12 protein-coding genes are annotated in these 15266 nt (G+C 67.8%); 8 read left to right on the forward strand and 4 right to left on the reverse strand.

What is annotated here, in order from left to right; all coding sequences use genetic code 11:
- Nucleotides 1-5 precede the first annotated feature (5 nt).
- The 5 genes from AC1RAA_RS04685 to AC1RAA_RS04705 all read left to right on the forward strand — a co-directional run bounded on the left by AC1RAA_RS04685 (nucleotide 6) and on the right by AC1RAA_RS04705 (nucleotide 3629).
- On the forward strand, nucleotides 6-1487 hold the full coding sequence (locus AC1RAA_RS04685; protein ID WP_492726812.1) for a protein adenylyltransferase SelO: 1482 nt from the start codon (nucleotides 6-8) through the stop codon (nucleotides 1485-1487).
- Nucleotides 1484-1897, forward strand: a complete 414-nt coding sequence (gene msrB / locus AC1RAA_RS04690) for a peptide-methionine (R)-S-oxide reductase MsrB (RefSeq protein ID WP_070060682.1) — start codon at nucleotides 1484-1486, stop codon at nucleotides 1895-1897. Before AC1RAA_RS04685 ends, msrB begins: the two co-directional genes overlap by 4 nt.
- A complete protein-coding gene (locus AC1RAA_RS04695; protein WP_062471286.1) occupies nucleotides 1894-2433 on the forward strand; it encodes a septation protein A in 540 nt (179 codons plus the stop codon). The genes msrB and AC1RAA_RS04695 overlap by 4 nt, the downstream gene beginning before the upstream one ends.
- The gene (locus tag AC1RAA_RS04700) at nucleotides 2430-2714 is read left to right on the forward strand and encodes a BolA family protein (RefSeq protein ID WP_492726814.1); all 285 of its coding nucleotides are present in this window, start codon (nucleotides 2430-2432) and stop codon (nucleotides 2712-2714) included. Before AC1RAA_RS04695 ends, AC1RAA_RS04700 begins: the two co-directional genes overlap by 4 nt.
- A 129-nt stretch (nucleotides 2715-2843) precedes the next feature.
- The gene (locus AC1RAA_RS04705) at nucleotides 2844-3629 is read left to right on the forward strand and encodes a peptidylprolyl isomerase (RefSeq protein ID WP_062471282.1); all 786 of its coding nucleotides are present in this window, start codon (nucleotides 2844-2846) and stop codon (nucleotides 3627-3629) included.
- A 49-nt stretch (nucleotides 3630-3678) separates the two neighbouring features.
- On the opposite strand, the gene AC1RAA_RS04710 is transcribed toward AC1RAA_RS04705, so the two are convergent.
- Genes AC1RAA_RS04710 through AC1RAA_RS04720 form a run of 3 tightly spaced genes read right to left on the reverse strand, consistent with a single transcriptional unit; the run spans nucleotide 3679 to nucleotide 6764 of the window.
- A complete protein-coding gene (locus AC1RAA_RS04710; RefSeq protein ID WP_070060683.1) occupies nucleotides 3679-4665 on the reverse strand; it encodes a Bug family tripartite tricarboxylate transporter substrate binding protein in 987 nt (328 codons plus the stop codon).
- Between the two features lie 37 nt (nucleotides 4666-4702).
- Nucleotides 4703-6061: an amidase gene (locus AC1RAA_RS04715; RefSeq protein ID WP_492726816.1), complete on the reverse strand. Its 1359-nt coding sequence runs from the start codon at nucleotides 6059-6061 to the stop codon at nucleotides 4703-4705.
- A gap of 16 nt (nucleotides 6062-6077) precedes the next feature.
- Complete coding sequence (locus tag AC1RAA_RS04720) at nucleotides 6078-6764, reverse strand: DUF2848 domain-containing protein (protein ID WP_492726818.1); 687 nt, start codon at nucleotides 6762-6764, stop codon at nucleotides 6078-6080.
- Between the two features lie 123 nt (nucleotides 6765-6887).
- Between AC1RAA_RS04720 and AC1RAA_RS04725 the strand changes: the two genes are divergently transcribed.
- Nucleotides 6888-7571, forward strand: coding sequence for a GntR family transcriptional regulator (locus AC1RAA_RS04725; protein WP_492726820.1), 684 nt, complete (start codon nucleotides 6888-6890; stop codon nucleotides 7569-7571).
- A gap of 111 nt (nucleotides 7572-7682) precedes the next feature.
- Here AC1RAA_RS04725 and purL read toward each other — a convergent pair whose 3' ends face one another.
- On the reverse strand, nucleotides 7683-11651 hold the full coding sequence (gene purL / locus AC1RAA_RS04730; RefSeq protein ID WP_492726822.1) for a phosphoribosylformylglycinamidine synthase: 3969 nt from the start codon (nucleotides 11649-11651) through the stop codon (nucleotides 7683-7685).
- 157 nt (nucleotides 11652-11808) lie between these two features.
- Here purL and map point away from each other — a divergent pair, with 157 nt between their 5' ends.
- Nucleotides 11809-12633 (forward strand): type I methionyl aminopeptidase, encoded by an 825-nt coding sequence (map, locus tag AC1RAA_RS04735; protein WP_062471267.1) that lies wholly within the window; start codon nucleotides 11809-11811, stop codon nucleotides 12631-12633.
- Between the two features lie 22 nt (nucleotides 12634-12655).
- Nucleotides 12656-15265, forward strand: coding sequence for a [protein-PII] uridylyltransferase (locus tag AC1RAA_RS04740; protein WP_159276945.1), 2610 nt, complete (start codon nucleotides 12656-12658; stop codon nucleotides 15263-15265).
- The last annotated feature ends 1 nt before the right edge of the window (nucleotide 15266 follow it).

Below are 15266 nucleotides of genomic sequence, written 5' to 3' on the forward strand. Positions count from 1 at the left end.
CGGGCATGAGCTTGTTAGCCGAAGACACCCCGGTCGCCGACCTGGGCCTGCGCTGGAAGCCCGGCTTCTCGACGCTGGGCCCCGCTTTTTTCACCGAACTGCGCCCCACGCCGCTGCCCGATCCGTACTGGGTCGGCCACAGCGACGCTGTGGCCCGCGAGCTGGGCCTGCCGCCCGGCTGGCGCGAGTCGGACGCCACGCTCGCCGCGCTCACCGGCAGCCTGCCGGTCGCCGGCACGCGGCCTTTCGCCACGGTCTACAGCGGCCACCAGTTCGGCGTCTGGGCCGGGCAACTGGGCGACGGACGCGCGGTCCTGCTCGGCGAGACCGAGGGCGGGCTCGAGGTGCAGCTCAAGGGCGCGGGGCGCACGCCCTACTCGCGCGGCGGCGACGGCCGCGCCGTGCTGCGTTCGAGCATCCGCGAGTTCCTGTGCAGCGAGGCCATGCACGGCCTGGGTATTCCGACCACGCGCGCGCTGTGCGTGACGGGCTCGGACGCCCGCGTGCGCCGCGAAGAGCTGGAAAGCGCCGCCGTCGTGACCCGCGTGGCGCCGAGCTTCATCCGCTTCGGCCACTTCGAGCACTTCGCCGCCAACCAGCGCGAAGACGAGCTGCGCGCGCTGGCCGACTACGTCATCGACCGCTACTACCCCGAGTGCCGCGCCACCGCGCGCTTCAACGGCAATGCCTACGCCGCCTTCCTCGAGGCCGTGAGCGAGCGCACCGCCGCCCTGCTCGCCCAGTGGCAGGCCGTTGGCTTTTGCCACGGGGTGATGAACACCGACAACATGAGCATCCTCGGGCTCACCATCGACTACGGGCCGTTCCAGTTCCTCGACGGCTTCGACCCGCGCCACATCTGCAACCACAGCGACACCCAGGGCCGCTATGCCTTCAACCAGCAGCCCAACGTCGCCTACTGGAACCTGTTCTGCCTGGCGCAGGCGCTGCTGCCGCTGATCGGCGACCAGGAAATCGCCGTGGCCGCGCTGGAGTCGTACAAGACCGTGTTCCCGAACGCCTTCGAAGACCGCATGCGCGCCAAGCTGGGCCTGGCCACGCCCGCCGAGGGCGACCGCGCGCTGATCGAGGGCGTGCTCAAGCTGATGGCGACCGAGAAGGTCGACCACACCATCTTCTGGCGCCGCCTGTCGAATCACATGGCCGACGGCAACGTCGAGCCGGTGCGCGACCTGTTCCTCGACCGCGCCGGCTTCGATGCCTGGCTGCTCTCTTTTTCGGAGCGCCATGCACAATCGCAGCGTGCCGAAGCGGCAAAATTGATGCTGCAGTCGAACCCCAAGTTCGTGCTGCGGAACCACCTGGGCCAGCAGGCCATCGAAGCCAGTCAGCAAAAGGACCACGCGGGTGTGGCAACCTTGCTGACGCTGCTCCAAACCCCATGTGAAGAACACCCCGGTGCCGACGACTACGCCGGCTTCCCGCCCGACTGGGCCTCCACGATCGAAATCAGCTGCTCCTCATGACCACGCCCGTACAGAAAACCGACGCCGAATGGAAAGCCCTGCTCGCTGAGAAGGGCGCCGAACCCGCCGCCTTCGAGGTGACGCGCCACGCCGCCACCGAACGTCCCTTCACCGGCAAGTACGAAGCCCACTGGGACGACGGCACCTACCACTGCATCTGCTGCGGCGCCAAGCTGTTCGAGGCCGCCACCAAGTTCGACGCCGGCTGCGGCTGGCCCAGCTTCTCCGAAGAAGCCGTGCCCGGCGCCATCCGCAACATCGTCGACCGCTCGCACGGCATGGTGCGCACCGAGAACGTGTGCGCCAATTGCGGCGCCCACCTGGGCCACGTGTTCCCCGACGGCCCCACCGAAACCGGCCTGCGCTACTGCATGAACTCGGCGTCGCTCGACTTCCAGAAGAAGAAATGAAACTGCTCCTCGACTTCTTCCCGATCCTGCTGTTCTTCGGCGCCTACAAGTTCGCCGACATCTACACCGCCACCGGCGTGCTGATGGCCGCCACCGTGGTGCAGATGGCCGTCATCTACGCCATGGAACGCAAGCTGCAGGCGATGCAGAAGGCCACGCTGGTGCTGATCCTCTTGTTCGGCACGCTCACGCTGGTGCTGCACGACGACCGCTTCATCAAGTGGAAGCCGACGGTGCTGTACGGCGCCATGGCCGTCGCGCTGGCGGTGGCGCTGTGGGCGCTGAAGAAGAACTTCCTGAAGATGCTGCTGGGCGCACAGCTCGAGTTGCCCGAGCGCATCTGGGGCCGGCTCAACGTGGCGTGGATCGGTTACTGCCTCTTCATGGCGCTCATCAACGGCTACGTGGCGGCCTACTTCACGACCGAGGCCTGGGTCAACTTCAAGCTCTGGGGCTATGTGTTCCCGATCGTCTTCCTGGTGGCGCAGGGCCTGTACATCGCGCCGCACCTCAAGGAAGACAAGCCGACCGCATGACCACCACCACCACGACCTTCCCCCTGCCCACCGTGGCCGCGCTCGAGGCGGCGCTGCGCGCCTCGCTTACGCCCACGCAGCTCGAAGTGATCGACGAAAGCGCCTCCCACGCGGGCCATGCGGGCGCCAACGCCGAGGGCTACGGCACGCATTTCCGGGTGCGCATCGCCTCCCCGCTGTTCGACGGAAAGCCCCGCGTGGCGCGGCATCGGCTTGTGTATGATGCCCTCCAAGTTTTTATCGCACAGGGTCTGCACGCCATCGCCATCGAGGTGCTCTGAGTCGTCCAATCGGTTGCTTGCCGCGTTCGCCGCGGCCGCCCACCCTCTCCTTCTTTTCTCCTGATTCCTGCTTTCTTTCCCGCGCCTTTTCCTACACGCGCATTTCCTCTCCAGCCTGATATTCATTTCATGAAAAAACACATCTTGCAGGCCGTTGCGGCCGCAGCGCTGATCGGTGCACTCCCCCTGTCGGCCCTGGCGCAGAACGCAGCCATCGTCAACGGCAAGCCGGTGCCCAAGGCCCGCATGGACGTCCTAGCCCAGCAGCTGGCGGCAGCCGGCCGTCCGGTGACGCCCGAGATGCAAAGCCAGCTGCGCGAGGAAATCGTGGCGCGCGAAGTGTTCATGCAGGAAGCGCAAAAGCAAGGCCTGGACGCCACCGAGGACTACAAGAACCAGCTCGAACTCGCCCGCCAGGCCATCCTGATCCGCGCGCTGTTCGAGAACTACCGCAAGACCAACGCGGTGTCCGACGCCGACGTGAAGGCCGAGTACGACAAGTTCGTGGCAGCCAACGGCGGCAAGGAATTCAAGGCCCGTCACATCCTGGTCGAGACCGAAGACCAGGCCAAGAAGATCATGGCCGACCTGAAGAAGGGCGCCAAGTTCGAAGACATCGCCAAGAAGCAGAGCAAGGACCCGGGTTCGGGCGCCAACGGCGGCGACCTCGACTGGGCCAACCCCGCCAGCTTCGTGCCCGAGTTCTCGGAAGCGATGATCAAGCTCAAGAAGGGCGAGACCACCCCTGCCCCGGTCAAGACCCAGTTCGGCTACCACATCATCCGCGTCGACGACATCCGCCAGGCCCAACTGCCGAAGCTGGAAGAAGTGAAGCCGCAGATCACGCAGCAGCTGCAGCAGCAGCGCCTGCAGAAGTACCAGGAAGACCTGCGCGCGAAGGCCAAGGTCGAGTAAGCCTTCGGCCCATCGCCCAAGAAAAAGCCCCGCAGTCGCGGGGCTTTTTTCATTGCGGCGTGATGTTGAAGTCTTTGACGAACCGGGCGTAGTCGTTCGACTCCTTGCGCACGAAACTTGTGAAGTCCGCCGTCGAGCCGCCGATGACTTCCAGGCTGAGGTCGGTGAACTGCTTCTGCGTGTCGGCGTTCTTGAGCAGCGCCTGCACCTGCTCGTTGAGCTTGGCGATGACCGGTGCCGGCGTTCCGGCCGGCGCCACCAGCCCGACCCAGCCCATGAACCGGTAGCCCGGCACGCCGGACTCGGCCACCGTCGGCACGTCGGGCAAGGTCGAAACGCGCTTGTCGCCCGTGACCGCCAGCGCCTTCAGCTTGCCGCTCTTGGCATAAGGCACGGCGGTCGGCGAGGTTTCGAACATCATGTCGATCTGGCCGCCGACCAGGTCGGACAGCGCGGGCGCCCCGCCCTTGTAGGCCACGTTGAGCAGATCGGTGCCGGTCATCTGCATGAAGCGGCGCGCGGCCACGTCTTGCGGGCCGCCCACGCCCGAAGTGCCGACGCTGAGCTTGCCGGGGTTGGCCTTGGCATAGGCCACCAGCTCGCCGACGTTCTTGAACGTCCACTTGGGATTCATGATGAGCACGTTGGGCTGGTCGGCCACGCGGATCACGGGCGCCAGGTCCTTGATCGGGTCATAGGGCAGCTTCGCGAACATGTGCCCGTTGGAGGCCAGGCCGGTGTGCACCATCAGCAAGGTGTAGCCGTCCTTCGGGGCCTTGGCGACGTAGTCCATGCCGATGTTGCCGCTGGCGCCGGGACGGTTGTCCACCAGCACGGGCTGGCCCAACGCCGTCGAGAGCTTCTGGCCGACCAGGCGCGCCGTCATGTCGATGCTGCCGCCCGGCGGGAACGGCACGACCATGCGGATCGGCTTGGAGGGGTAAGCCTCTTGCGCGTGGGTGACGGGGACGACGCACGCCAGGCCGGCGGCGAGACAGACAAGCGAGGCGAGCGGGAAACGGAAGCGCTGGGTCATGAGGTTCTCCGGAGTTTCTTGAGGGTGGGCAGACGGGTCAATCGGCGGTGGCGCGCAGGGTGCGTTCGATGTCGGCGGCCCACGCGAGCAGCGCGGCGTCGCGCATCGGCAGGCCAGCAAGGCTCAGGCCCACGGGCGCTTCGCCGGCCGCGTGGCAGGGCAATGAGATGGCGCAGCCGTCCATGAAGTTGACGATGGAGGGGTTGCGCAGCATCGCGGCGTTGACGGCGACGTACTGCGCCTCGTCGGCGTCGAGCGCCTCGATGCGCGGCGCCACCAGCGGCACGGTCGGCATGAGCCAGCCATCGAACTCGCCCAGGCGCACCGCCACGCGGCGCTGCCAGTCGGCCCGCTGCGCCTGCAGCGCGAGGTAGGCGCGCGCCGTGAAGTCCTTGCCGCGCAGGATGCGGCTGAGTACGCGCGGGTCGTAGCCGCTGCCGCTGCGTTCGATCAGTTCGGCGTGCCACGCCCATGACTCGGCGGCGCTGAAGCCGCCTGCGGCGTTGATGGCGGCGAGCTCATCGAACTCGGGCAGCGCCAATTCGACCAGTTCCACGCCGGCGGCCGAGAGGCGCTGCAGCGCACGCTGGAACGTGGCGGCGACGTGCGCGTCCATGCCGTCCTGCACCAAGGTGCTCGGCACCGCGAAGCGCGCCTGACGCAGGCGCAGCGCACGGGGCGCCTCGGACACGCCAGAGAGCACCGCCTCCATCGCCACGCAACCGGCCACGTCGAGCGCCATCACCCCGACCGCATCGAGGCTGTGCGACAGCGGCACGAGCCCGGTGCCGGGCATGCGACGCGCCGTCGGCTTGAAGCCGGTGATGCCGCACAGCGCCGCCGGAATGCGCGCCGAGCCGCCGGTGTCGCTGCCGACGCTCGCGACGCACATGCCGTCGGCCACAGCCACGGCCGCGCCCGAGGACGAGCCGCCGGGAATGCGTCGCTCGCCGCGCTGCCACGGATTGGCCGGCGTCCCGTAGTGCGGATTGAGGCCGAGGCCGGAGTACGCGAACTCGGTCATGTTGGTCTTGCCGACCAGCACCGCGCCGGCCGCCAGCAGGCGCCGCACGGCCTCGGCGTCGTGCGTGGCAGGCGGCGCGTCGCGCAGCACGACGGAACCGGCGGTCGTCGTTTCGCCGGCCACGTCGAACAGGTCCTTGACCGAAACCGGCAGGCCTTCGAGCGGCGAACGCACGACGCCGGCTTCGCGCAGGCTGTCGGAGGCGCGCGCCAGGTGCTGGGCGCGGTCTGCCAGCACGCGCGTGAAGGTGCGCGCGCCTTCGCCGGCGGGATCGGCGATGCGTTGCAGCGCCGATGCGGTCAGCGCGACGGAGGTGGTGCGGCCTGTTGCCAGGTCGGCGCGGGCGGCTTCGAGGGAGATCGCGGCGGACATGTGCGGTCCTCGTGCGTCAGGCGACGACGGGCAGCGAGACCGCGCGGTACTCGTGCGCGATGCGACGGCTCGTGTGTTCGTCCACCAGCTCCATGCGAAAGCGCGCGGCCGGGCGGATGCCGCCGATGGCGCCGACCGTGCCGCAGGTCATCGCGAAGCCGTCGGTCGGTTCGCCGTCGGCCTCGGCGCAGCGCGCCAGCAGATCGGCCGGCGGGCGCAGCGCGGCCAACGTGCCTTCCTGGTACAGACGCCATTCACCGCCCTCCTCGATCCAGGAGCGCAGCACCAGCGTGTCCCAGCGCTCCTGCACGTCGGCCAGCCGCCAGGCGCTGCGCGCCACGGGCTTCACGCAGATCTGCTTGGACAGCGCCACGCTGTGCGCTTCCAGCGCGCGGTCGGTGTGGTCCGAGCCGATCGAGACGAAGAACTCGCCCCCGTGCAGGAACAGCAGCGGCTCGACCTCGCCCGAGGTGTCGGCCCCCACCACCTGCACGACGTCGGCCTGGCTCAGCTGCTGGGTGGCCACCCGGTAGAACAGCGGCACAGTGCTGGGCGCGGGCACGCCCAGCTCGGCGAGTTCCTCGATGTGGTGCTCGATGGCGGCGGTGTCGCGCCCGGTCCAGCCGGCGATCACGAGGTGCCGGGCCTCGAAGCTCAGCGTTTGCGGGACATTCCCCTCGGGAAGTTCGAAAGACAGTTTCATGGGTGGCAGCTCGATTGAAGTTTCAGTGAAATTTCACAGCGATATTACAGTGAGTCCACAGAAACTTCAAAGGGATTTCCCGCAGGTACCATCGGGGAACTCCACCATGACCCTCCCGCCCCGATGAACGCAGCCACGCCCGCCCGCAAAGCCCCCGTCCGGCGGCCCGAAGCAGCCATCTCCCTCAACGAAACCGCCTACCTGCGTCTGAAGGAAGCCCTGGTGACCCTGGCCTACAAGCCTGGGGAATACCTCAACACCGCCCAGGTGATGGACCGGCTGGGCGTGGGCCGCACGCCGGTGAACCAGGCGCTGCACCGCCTGTCGGCCGAGGGCCTGGTCCGCATCATTCCGCGCAAGGGCGCGATGGCTTCGCCGCTGTCGATCAACGACGCGCTGGAGCTGATCGAGGTCCGGCTGGTGAACGAGGTGCTGTGCATGCGCCTGGCCGCGGCGGCCATCACCGAGGCCGAGCTGGCCGAGCTGCAGGCCATCGCCGAGCAGTTCGAAGCCGCGGCGCAGCGGCGCGATGCGATGTCGGTCATGAACCTCGACCGCCTCTTCCACGAAAAGATCGCGGCGGCGGCGCGCAACGCGATGCTGCAGGACATCCTGAGCGTGCTGCACGCGCGCTCGCAGCGCTTCTGGGCGATCTCACTGGCGGCCGAAGGGCACCTCGCCGAGGTGATCGAAGAGCACCGCACCATCGTCGCCACGCTGCAGCGGCATGACGCCGATGCAGCGGCCGAAGCGGCGAAGACGCATGTGCTGTCGTTCAAGGCGTCGATGCTGAACAGCCAGCGCTGATTGCTGGCGCCTCAGGCGCGTCCTCCATGAAAAATGCCCTCCAGGCCCGAGCCTGGAGGGCATTTCTTATTGACCTGATTCAGGCCGCTCGCACGGCCTGAGGACGCCCGATCAACCCACCCACTTGCGCGCGTTGCGCCAGATCTGCATCCACGGGCTCAGTTCGCTCTTGTCGCCCGAGGTCCAGCTCATCTGGATGTTGCGGAACACGCGCTCCGGGTGCGGCATCACGGCGGTGAAGCGGCCGTCCGGCGTGGTCACCGAGGTCAGGCCGCCCGCGCTGCCGTTCGGGTTGAACGGGTACTGCTCGGTCGGCTGGCCGTGGTTGTCCACGAAGCGCATCGCGCCGATGGCCTTGGCGGCGTCGCCGCGGTGCTTGAAGTTGGCATAGCCCTCGCCGTGCGCCACCGCGATCGGCAGGCGGCTGCCGGCCATGCCCGCGAAGAAGATGCTGGGCGACTCGAGCACCTCGACCATCGACAGACGCGCCTCGAAACGTTCGCTCTGGTTGGTGGTGAAGCGCGGCCAGGCCTCGGCGCCCGGAATGATGTCGGCCAGCTCGGCGAACATCTGGCAGCCGTTGCACACGCCCAGGCCGAAGGTGTCGGCGCGACCGAAGAAGGTCTTGAACTGCTCGGCCAGTTTCGGGTTGAAGGTGATGCTGCGCGCCCAGCCGATGCCGGCGCCCAGCGTGTCGCCATAGCTGAAGCCGCCGCAGGCAACCACGCCCTTGAACGCGGCCAGGTCCGCCCTGCCCGTCTGCAGGTCGGTCATGTGGACGTCGAAGGCCTCGAAGCCGGCTTCGGTGAAGGCATAGGCCATCTCGACGTGCGAATTGACCCCCTGCTCGCGCAGGATCGCGACCTTGGGGCGCGACTGCAGGATGGCCGGTGCCACCGGGGCGTTCGGCAGGAACACGTGCATGCCCGGGTCGTTCGGCACGCCGGCCGCGGCGTGTTCGGCATCGGCGCAGGCGGGGTTGTCGCGCTCGCGGGCGATCTTCCAGCTGACCGAATCCCAGACCTGGTGCAGGTCGTGCAGGCTCGCGCTGAACACCGACTTGGCATCGCGCCAGATTTCGAGCTTGCCCTTGCCGGCGTCCATGGCCGAGCTCGCGGGGCGGGTCTTGCCGACGAAGTGGCTGTGCGTGCTCAGGCCGTGGGCGCGCAGCACCTGCATGACGTCGTTGCGCTCGGCGGTGCGCACCTGCAGCACCATGCCCAGCTCTTCGTTGAACAGCGCCTTGAGCGTGAGCTCTTCGCGGCGCGCGCTGACCTGCTGCGCCCAGTTCTTGGCGTCGCCGGTTTCCATGCGGCTGTCGGAAATGCCGTCGCCTTCGGTGACCAGCATGTCGACGTTCAGCGCCACGCCGACATGGCCGGCAAAGGCCATTTCGCAGGCGGTGGCGAACAGGCCGCCGTCGCTGCGGTCGTGCATCGCGAGGATCTTGCCGTCGGCGCGCAGTGCGTTCACGGCGTTGACCAACGCGACCAGCTGTGCCGGGTCGTCGAGGTCGGGCACGGTGTCGCCGCTCTGGTTCAGCGTCTGCGACAGGATGCTGCCGGCCATGCGGTGCTGGCCACGGCCGAGGTCGATGAGCACCAGCGTGGTGTCGTCTTCGGTCGCGTCGAGCTGCGGCGTGAGCGTGCCGCGCACGTCGGCCAGCGAGGCGAAGGCGGTGACGATCAGGCTGACCGGCGACGTGACCTTCTTGGCTTCGCCGTTGTCCTTCCACTGCGTGCGCATCGACAGCGAATCCTTGCCGACCGGAATCGACACGCCCAGCGCCGGGCACAGCTCCAGGCCCACGGCCTTGACGGTTTCGTACAGCGCGGCGTCTTCGCCGGGTTCGCCGCAGGCCGCCATCCAGTTGGCGGACAGCTTGACGCGCGAGAGTTCGATCGGTGCGGCCAGTAGGTTGGTGATGGCCTCGGCCACGGCCATGCGGCCCGAGGCCGGCGCGTCGAGCGCGGCCAGCGGCGTGCGCTCGCCCATGCTCATGGCTTCGCCGGCGAAACCCTTGTAGTCGGCCAGCGTCACGGCGCAGTCGGCCACGGGCACCTGCCACGGGCCGACCATCTGGTCGCGATGCGTCAGGCCGCCCACGCTGCGGTCGCCGATGGTGATGAGGAAGCGCTTCGAGGCCACGGTCGGGTGTGCGAGCACGTCGATGGCGGCCTTCTGCAGGTCGACGCCCGTGAGGTCGAGCGGCTTGAAGCTGCGGGCGACGGTCTTCACGTCACGGTGCATCTTGGGCGGCTTGCCCAGCAGCACGTCCATGGGCATGTCGACCGGCTGCACAGCCGCGCCTTCGTCGGCCACCAGCAGCTGGCGCTCTTCGGTCGCCACGCCGACCACCGAGAACGGGCAGCGCTCGCGCTCGCAGAAGGCCTTGAACTGTTCGAGCGATTCGGGCGCGATGGCCAGCACGTAGCGCTCCTGGCTTTCGTTGCACCAGATTTCCTTGGGCGCCATGCCCGACTCTTCGAGCGGCACGGCACGCAGGTCGAAGCGCGCGCCGCGGCCGGCGTCGTTGGTCAGCTCGGGGAAGGCATTGCTCAGGCCGCCGGCGCCCACGTCGTGGATCGCCAGGATCGGGTTGGCCGCGCCCTGCTGCCAGCAGTGGTTGATGACCTCCTGCGCGCGGCGTTCGATTTCGGGGTTGCCGCGCTGCACCGAGTCGAAGTCGAGCTCGGCTGCGTTGGCGCCGGTCGCCATCGAGCTGGCGGCGCTGCCGCCCATGCCGATGCGCATGCCGGGGCCGCCGAGCTGGATCAGCAGCGAACCGGCCGGGAACAGGATCTTCTTGGTCTGCGTGGCGTCGATGCTGCCCAGGCCGCCCGCGATCATGATGGGCTTGTGGTAGCCGCGCTGCACGGTGTCGAGGTCGCTCGTCACCGCCTGCTCGTACTCGCGGAAGTAGCCCAGCAGGTTGGGACGACCGAATTCGTTGTTGAACGCGGCGCCGCCCAGCGGGCCCTCGGTCATGATCTGCAGCGGGCTGGCGATGTGCTCGGGCTTGCCGTAGTGGCCCTCTTCCGGCCATAGCTTCGAGACCGTGAAGCCGGTCAGGCCCGCCTTGGGCTTGGAGCCGCGGCCGGTGGCGCCTTCGTCGCGGATTTCGCCGCCCGCGCCGGTCGAGGCGCCGGGGAACGGCGAAATCGCGGTCGGATGGTTGTGCGTCTCGACCTTCATCAGCACATGGCTCAGGGCGCTATCTTTTTGATAGCTCTGCGAGCCATTCGCCGGAATGAAGCGTTCGATGGTCGCGCCCTCCATCACCGAGGCGTTGTCCGCATAGGCGATCACCGTGTGCTGCGGGTTCTGCTTCTCGGTGTGGCGGATCATCGAGAACAGGCTCAGCGGCTGGGCCACGCCGTCGATGGTGAAGTTGGCGTTGAAGATCTTGTGGCGGCAGTGCTCGCTGTTGGCCTGCGCGAACATCATCAGCTCGACGTCGCTGGGGTTGCGGCCCAGGCGGGTGAAGGCTTCGACGAGGTAATCGATTTCGTCTTCCGCCAACGCCAGGCCGAAGCCGGTATTGGCTGCCACCAGGGCGTCGCGCCCGCCCGTTTGCACGTCGACCTGCGCCATCGGCTGGGCCGGCAGTTCGCTGAACAGGCTGGCCGCCTGCTCGACCGCGGCGAGCACCGATTCGGTCATGCGGTCATGCAGCGGGCCGGCCACGGCGGCCAGGGCGTCGCCCTCGAGCACGGGGGCCTTGCCGATCAGCGGCGTCTTCAGCTTCAGGTGGTACTGGGTGACGCGCTCCACGCGGCGCAGCGCCAGGCCGCAGTTGTGGGCGATGTCGGTGGCCTTGGAGGCCCAGGGCGACACGGTGCCCAGGCGGGGCGTGACGACCACCGAGGCGCTCGCCTTGGCCGCCGGGGCCTCGAAGGGCTCGCCGTAGGTCAGGAGCGCGGCAAAGCGCTCGCGGTCGGCGTCGCCCAGCGACGCATCGGTGACCACCAGGTGCACGAAACGGGCCGAAATGCCCTCGATGCGTGGCTCGATGGCCTGCAGCTTCGGCAGCAATTGCCGTGCACGGAAGTCGCTGAGTGCGCTGCCGCCCTCGAACATGGTTACGACAGGAAGGGCTTGAGGTGCGGGCTGCGTCACGGTCGATGGGGGGCCTCGGGGGCCGCGTTGGGAATCAAGGAATCTGGGCGGAGGCCGCTGACTGGGGTCATCCGCGTTAACCCGGAATTTTAGCTTGCCGAATGGGATAATTCGGGGCATGAGCATTACCTACAAAGACGCCGCAGGCATCGAAGCCATGCGGGTCGCCTGCCGCCTCGGGTCCGAGGTGCTGGACTACCTCACGCCCTTCATCAAGCCCGGCATCACGACCAACGACGTGGATCGGCTGGCCGCCGAGTACATGGTCAAGCAGGGCACCACCTCAGCCACGGTGGGCTACATGGGCGCCAGCAGCGTGCCGTTCCCGAAGTCGCTGTGCACCTCGGTGAACCACGTGGTGTGCCACGGCATCCCCAATGACAAGCCCCTGAAGAAGGGCGACATCATGAATGTCGACGTCACCGTCATCAAGGACGGCTGGTTCGGCGACAACAGCCGCATGTTCGTGATCGGCGACGCCTCCATCGCGGCCAAGCGCCTGTGCAACGTCACCTTCGAGGCCATGTGGCACGGCATCCTGCAGGTGCGCCCCGGCGCCCACCTGGGCGATGTGGGCCATGCGATCCAGAAATTCGCCGAGGGCCAGGGCTTCTCGATCGTGCGCGAGTTCTGCGGCCACGGCGTGGGCCAACGCTTCCACGAAGAGCCCCAGGTGCTGCATTACGGCCGCCCGGGCACCATGGAAGAGCTCAAGCCCGGCATGATCTTCACCATCGAGCCGATGATCAACGCCGGCAAGCGCGACGTGAAGGAAGACTTCAAGGGCGGCCAGTACGACGGCTGGACCATCGTCACGCGCGACCATTCGCTGTCGGCCCAGTGGGAGCACACGGTGCTGGTCACCGAGACCGGCTACGAGGTGCTGACGCTCTCCGAAGGCAGCCCGCCGCTGCCGGCCTTCGTCACCTCCACCAAAACCTGACGCGCCCCAGCGCGCCCCCGCCGTGATCGAAGCAGCCAAGATCGACGTGGCGACGCTGCGCGAAGCCTATCGCGCGAAAAAGCTCGCCCTTTTCGACACCCTGCGCTTCGCACGCGCGCCCACCCGCAGCGTCCACACGGTGCTGCGCCAGCTCTCGGCGCTGGCCGACCAGACGCTCACTGCGCTGTGGAACGAAGCCGGCTTCGGCGACGCCTTCGCGCTGGCCGCGGTGGGCGGCTACGGGCGCGGCGAGCTGTTTCCGTACTCCGACGTCGACGTGCTGCTGCTGCTGCCGCCCGAGGGCCAGGACAGCGGCGTCGAGCCGGCCCGCATCGAGGCCTTCATCGGCCAGTGCTGGGACGCCGGCCTCGAGATCGGCTCCAGCGTGCGCACGCTCGAGGAGTGCCTGGACGAGGCCGCCAAGGACATCACGGTCCAGACCTCGCTGCTCGAATCGCGCCTGATCACGGGCGACAAGAAGCTCTTTGCGGCCTTTCGCCGCCGCTTCACCCAGGCCATCGATCCGCAGGCCTTCTTCGTGGCCAAGTCGCAGGAAATGCGGCACCGCCACCAGAAGTTCGACAACACGCCCTACGCGCTCGAACCCAATTGCAAGGAATCGCCCGGCGGCCTGCGCGACCTGCAGACCATCCTGTGGATGAGCAAGGCCGCCGGCTTCGGCAGCCGCTGGGACGACCTGGCCAAGAACGGCCTGGCCACGCCCTTCGAGGCGCAGCAGATCAAACGCAACGAGGCCCTGCTCTCGCTCATTCGCGCCCGCCTGCACGTCATCGCCAACCGCCGCGAAGACCGGCTGGTGTTCGACCTGCAGACCGCCGTGGCCGCGAGCTTCGGCTACGAGAGCGAGTCGCAGCGCAAGTCGAGCGAGGCGCTGATGCGCCGCTACTACTGGGCGGCCAAGGCGGTGTCGCAGCTCAACCAGATCCTGCTGCTCAATATTTCCGAGCGGCTGCAGCCCATCGACGAGCAGCCCACGACGATCAACGAGCGTTTCTACGAACGCGCCGGCCTGATCGAGATTGCCAGCGACGACCTGTACGAGCGCGAGCCGCATGCGGTGCTCGAGACCTTCCTGCTGTACCAGAAGACGATCGGCGTGAAGGGCCTGTCGGCGCGCACGCTGCGTGCGCTGTACAACGCTCGCCATGTCATGGACAGCAAGTTCCGCAACGACCCGGTCAACCACGTGACCTTCATGCGGATCCTGCAACAGCCCTACGGCATCACGCATGCCTTCCGGCTCATGAACCAGACCTCGGTGCTGGGACGCTACCTGCGCGTCTTCCGCAGCATCGTGGGACAGATGCAGCACGACCTGTTCCACGTGTACACGGTGGACCAGCACATCCTGATGGTGCTGCGCAACGTGCGCCGCTTCTTCATCGCCGAGCATGCGCACGAGTACCCGGGCTGCTCGCAGCTTGCGGCCGGCTGGGACAAGCCCTGGATTCTCTACGTCGCCGCCCTCTTCCACGACATCGCCAAAGGCCGTGGCGGCGACCACTCCACGCTCGGCGCGCGCGACGTGCAGCGCTTCTGCAAGCAGCACGGCATCGCCCGCGAAGACGCCAAGCTCATCGAATTCCTCGTGGCCGAGCACCTGGTGATGAGCCAGGTCGCGCAGAAGCAGGACCTGGGCGACCCCGAGGTCATCGGGGCTTTTGCCAAGCGCGTGGGCAACGAGCGCTACCTCACGGCGCTGTACCTGCTGACGGTGGCCGACATCCGCGGCACCTCTCCGCGCGTGTGGAATGCCTGGAAGGGCAAGCTGCTCGAAGACCTGTACCGCTTCACCCTGCGCGCCCTGGGCGGACGCATGCCCGACCCGGACGCCGAGGTCGAGGCCCGCAAGCGCGAGGCCCTGGTGCTGCTGGCCCTGCACGCCCAGCGCTTCGAGGCGCACAAGGCGCTGTGGGACACGCTCGACGTCGGCTACTTCATGCGCCACGACGCCACCGAGATCGCCTGGCACGCCAAGCAGCTGTCGCGCTTCGTGCCGCCCAAGAACGTGCCCATCGACCCGAAGGCGCTGCCCATCGTGCGCGCGCACCTGTCGCCGGTGGGCGAAGGGCTGCAGGTCGTGGTCTACACGCCCGACCAGTCCGACCTGTTCGCGCGCATCTGCGGCTATTTCGACCAGGCCTCGTTCAGCATCCTGGACGCCAAGGTCCACACCACGAGCAACGGCTACGCGCTCGACACCTTCCAGGTGGTGACGACCTTCCAGCCCGACCATTACCGCGACCTGATCAGCATGGTCGAGACCGGCCTGGCGCAAACGCTCACCGAGGCCGGCGCGCTGCCCGCGCCGAGCATGGGGCGCGTGTCACGCCGGGTGCGCAGCTTTCCGATCAAGCCGCGCATCAGCCTCGTGCCCGACGACAAGGCGCAGCGCTGGCTGCTCAGCATCTCGGCCAGCGACCGCGCGGGCCTGTTGTATTCGGTGGCGCGCGTGCTCGCGCGGCATCACCTGAACCTGCAACTGGCCAAAGTGACGACCCTGGGCGAACGGGTGGAAGACACCTTCCTGATCAGTGGGCCGGAACTGCAAGGCCAGAAGACGCAGCTGGCCATCGAGACCGACCTGATGGAGGCGCTGGCCTCGCAGTGAG

Source organism: Variovorax sp. GW823-FHT04F07, from assembly GCF_058795995.1.

Excerpts from the sequence above, each read along its gene's own strand:
- AC1RAA_RS04685 (WP_492726812.1), top strand. The coding sequence starts at position 6 with ATGAGCTTGTTAGCCGAAGACACCCCGGTCGCCGACCTGGGCCTGCGC.
- msrB (WP_070060682.1), top strand. The coding sequence starts at position 1,484 with ATGACCACGCCCGTACAGAAAACCGACGCCGAATGGAAAGCCCTGCTC.
- AC1RAA_RS04695 (WP_062471286.1), top strand. The coding sequence starts at position 1,894 with ATGAAACTGCTCCTCGACTTCTTCCCGATCCTGCTGTTCTTCGGCGCC.
- AC1RAA_RS04700 (WP_492726814.1), top strand. The coding sequence starts at position 2,430 with ATGACCACCACCACCACGACCTTCCCCCTGCCCACCGTGGCCGCGCTC.
- AC1RAA_RS04705 (WP_062471282.1), top strand. The coding sequence starts at position 2,844 with ATGAAAAAACACATCTTGCAGGCCGTTGCGGCCGCAGCGCTGATCGGT.
- AC1RAA_RS04710 (WP_070060683.1), bottom strand. The coding sequence starts at position 4,665 with ATGACCCAGCGCTTCCGTTTCCCGCTCGCCTCGCTTGTCTGTCTCGCC.
- AC1RAA_RS04715 (WP_492726816.1), bottom strand. The coding sequence starts at position 6,061 with ATGTCCGCCGCGATCTCCCTCGAAGCCGCCCGCGCCGACCTGGCAACA.
- AC1RAA_RS04720 (WP_492726818.1), bottom strand. The coding sequence starts at position 6,764 with ATGAAACTGTCTTTCGAACTTCCCGAGGGGAATGTCCCGCAAACGCTG.
- AC1RAA_RS04725 (WP_492726820.1), top strand. The coding sequence starts at position 6,888 with ATGAACGCAGCCACGCCCGCCCGCAAAGCCCCCGTCCGGCGGCCCGAA.
- purL (WP_492726822.1), bottom strand. The coding sequence starts at position 11,651 with ATGTTCGAGGGCGGCAGCGCACTCAGCGACTTCCGTGCACGGCAATTG.
- map (WP_062471267.1), top strand. The coding sequence starts at position 11,809 with ATGAGCATTACCTACAAAGACGCCGCAGGCATCGAAGCCATGCGGGTC.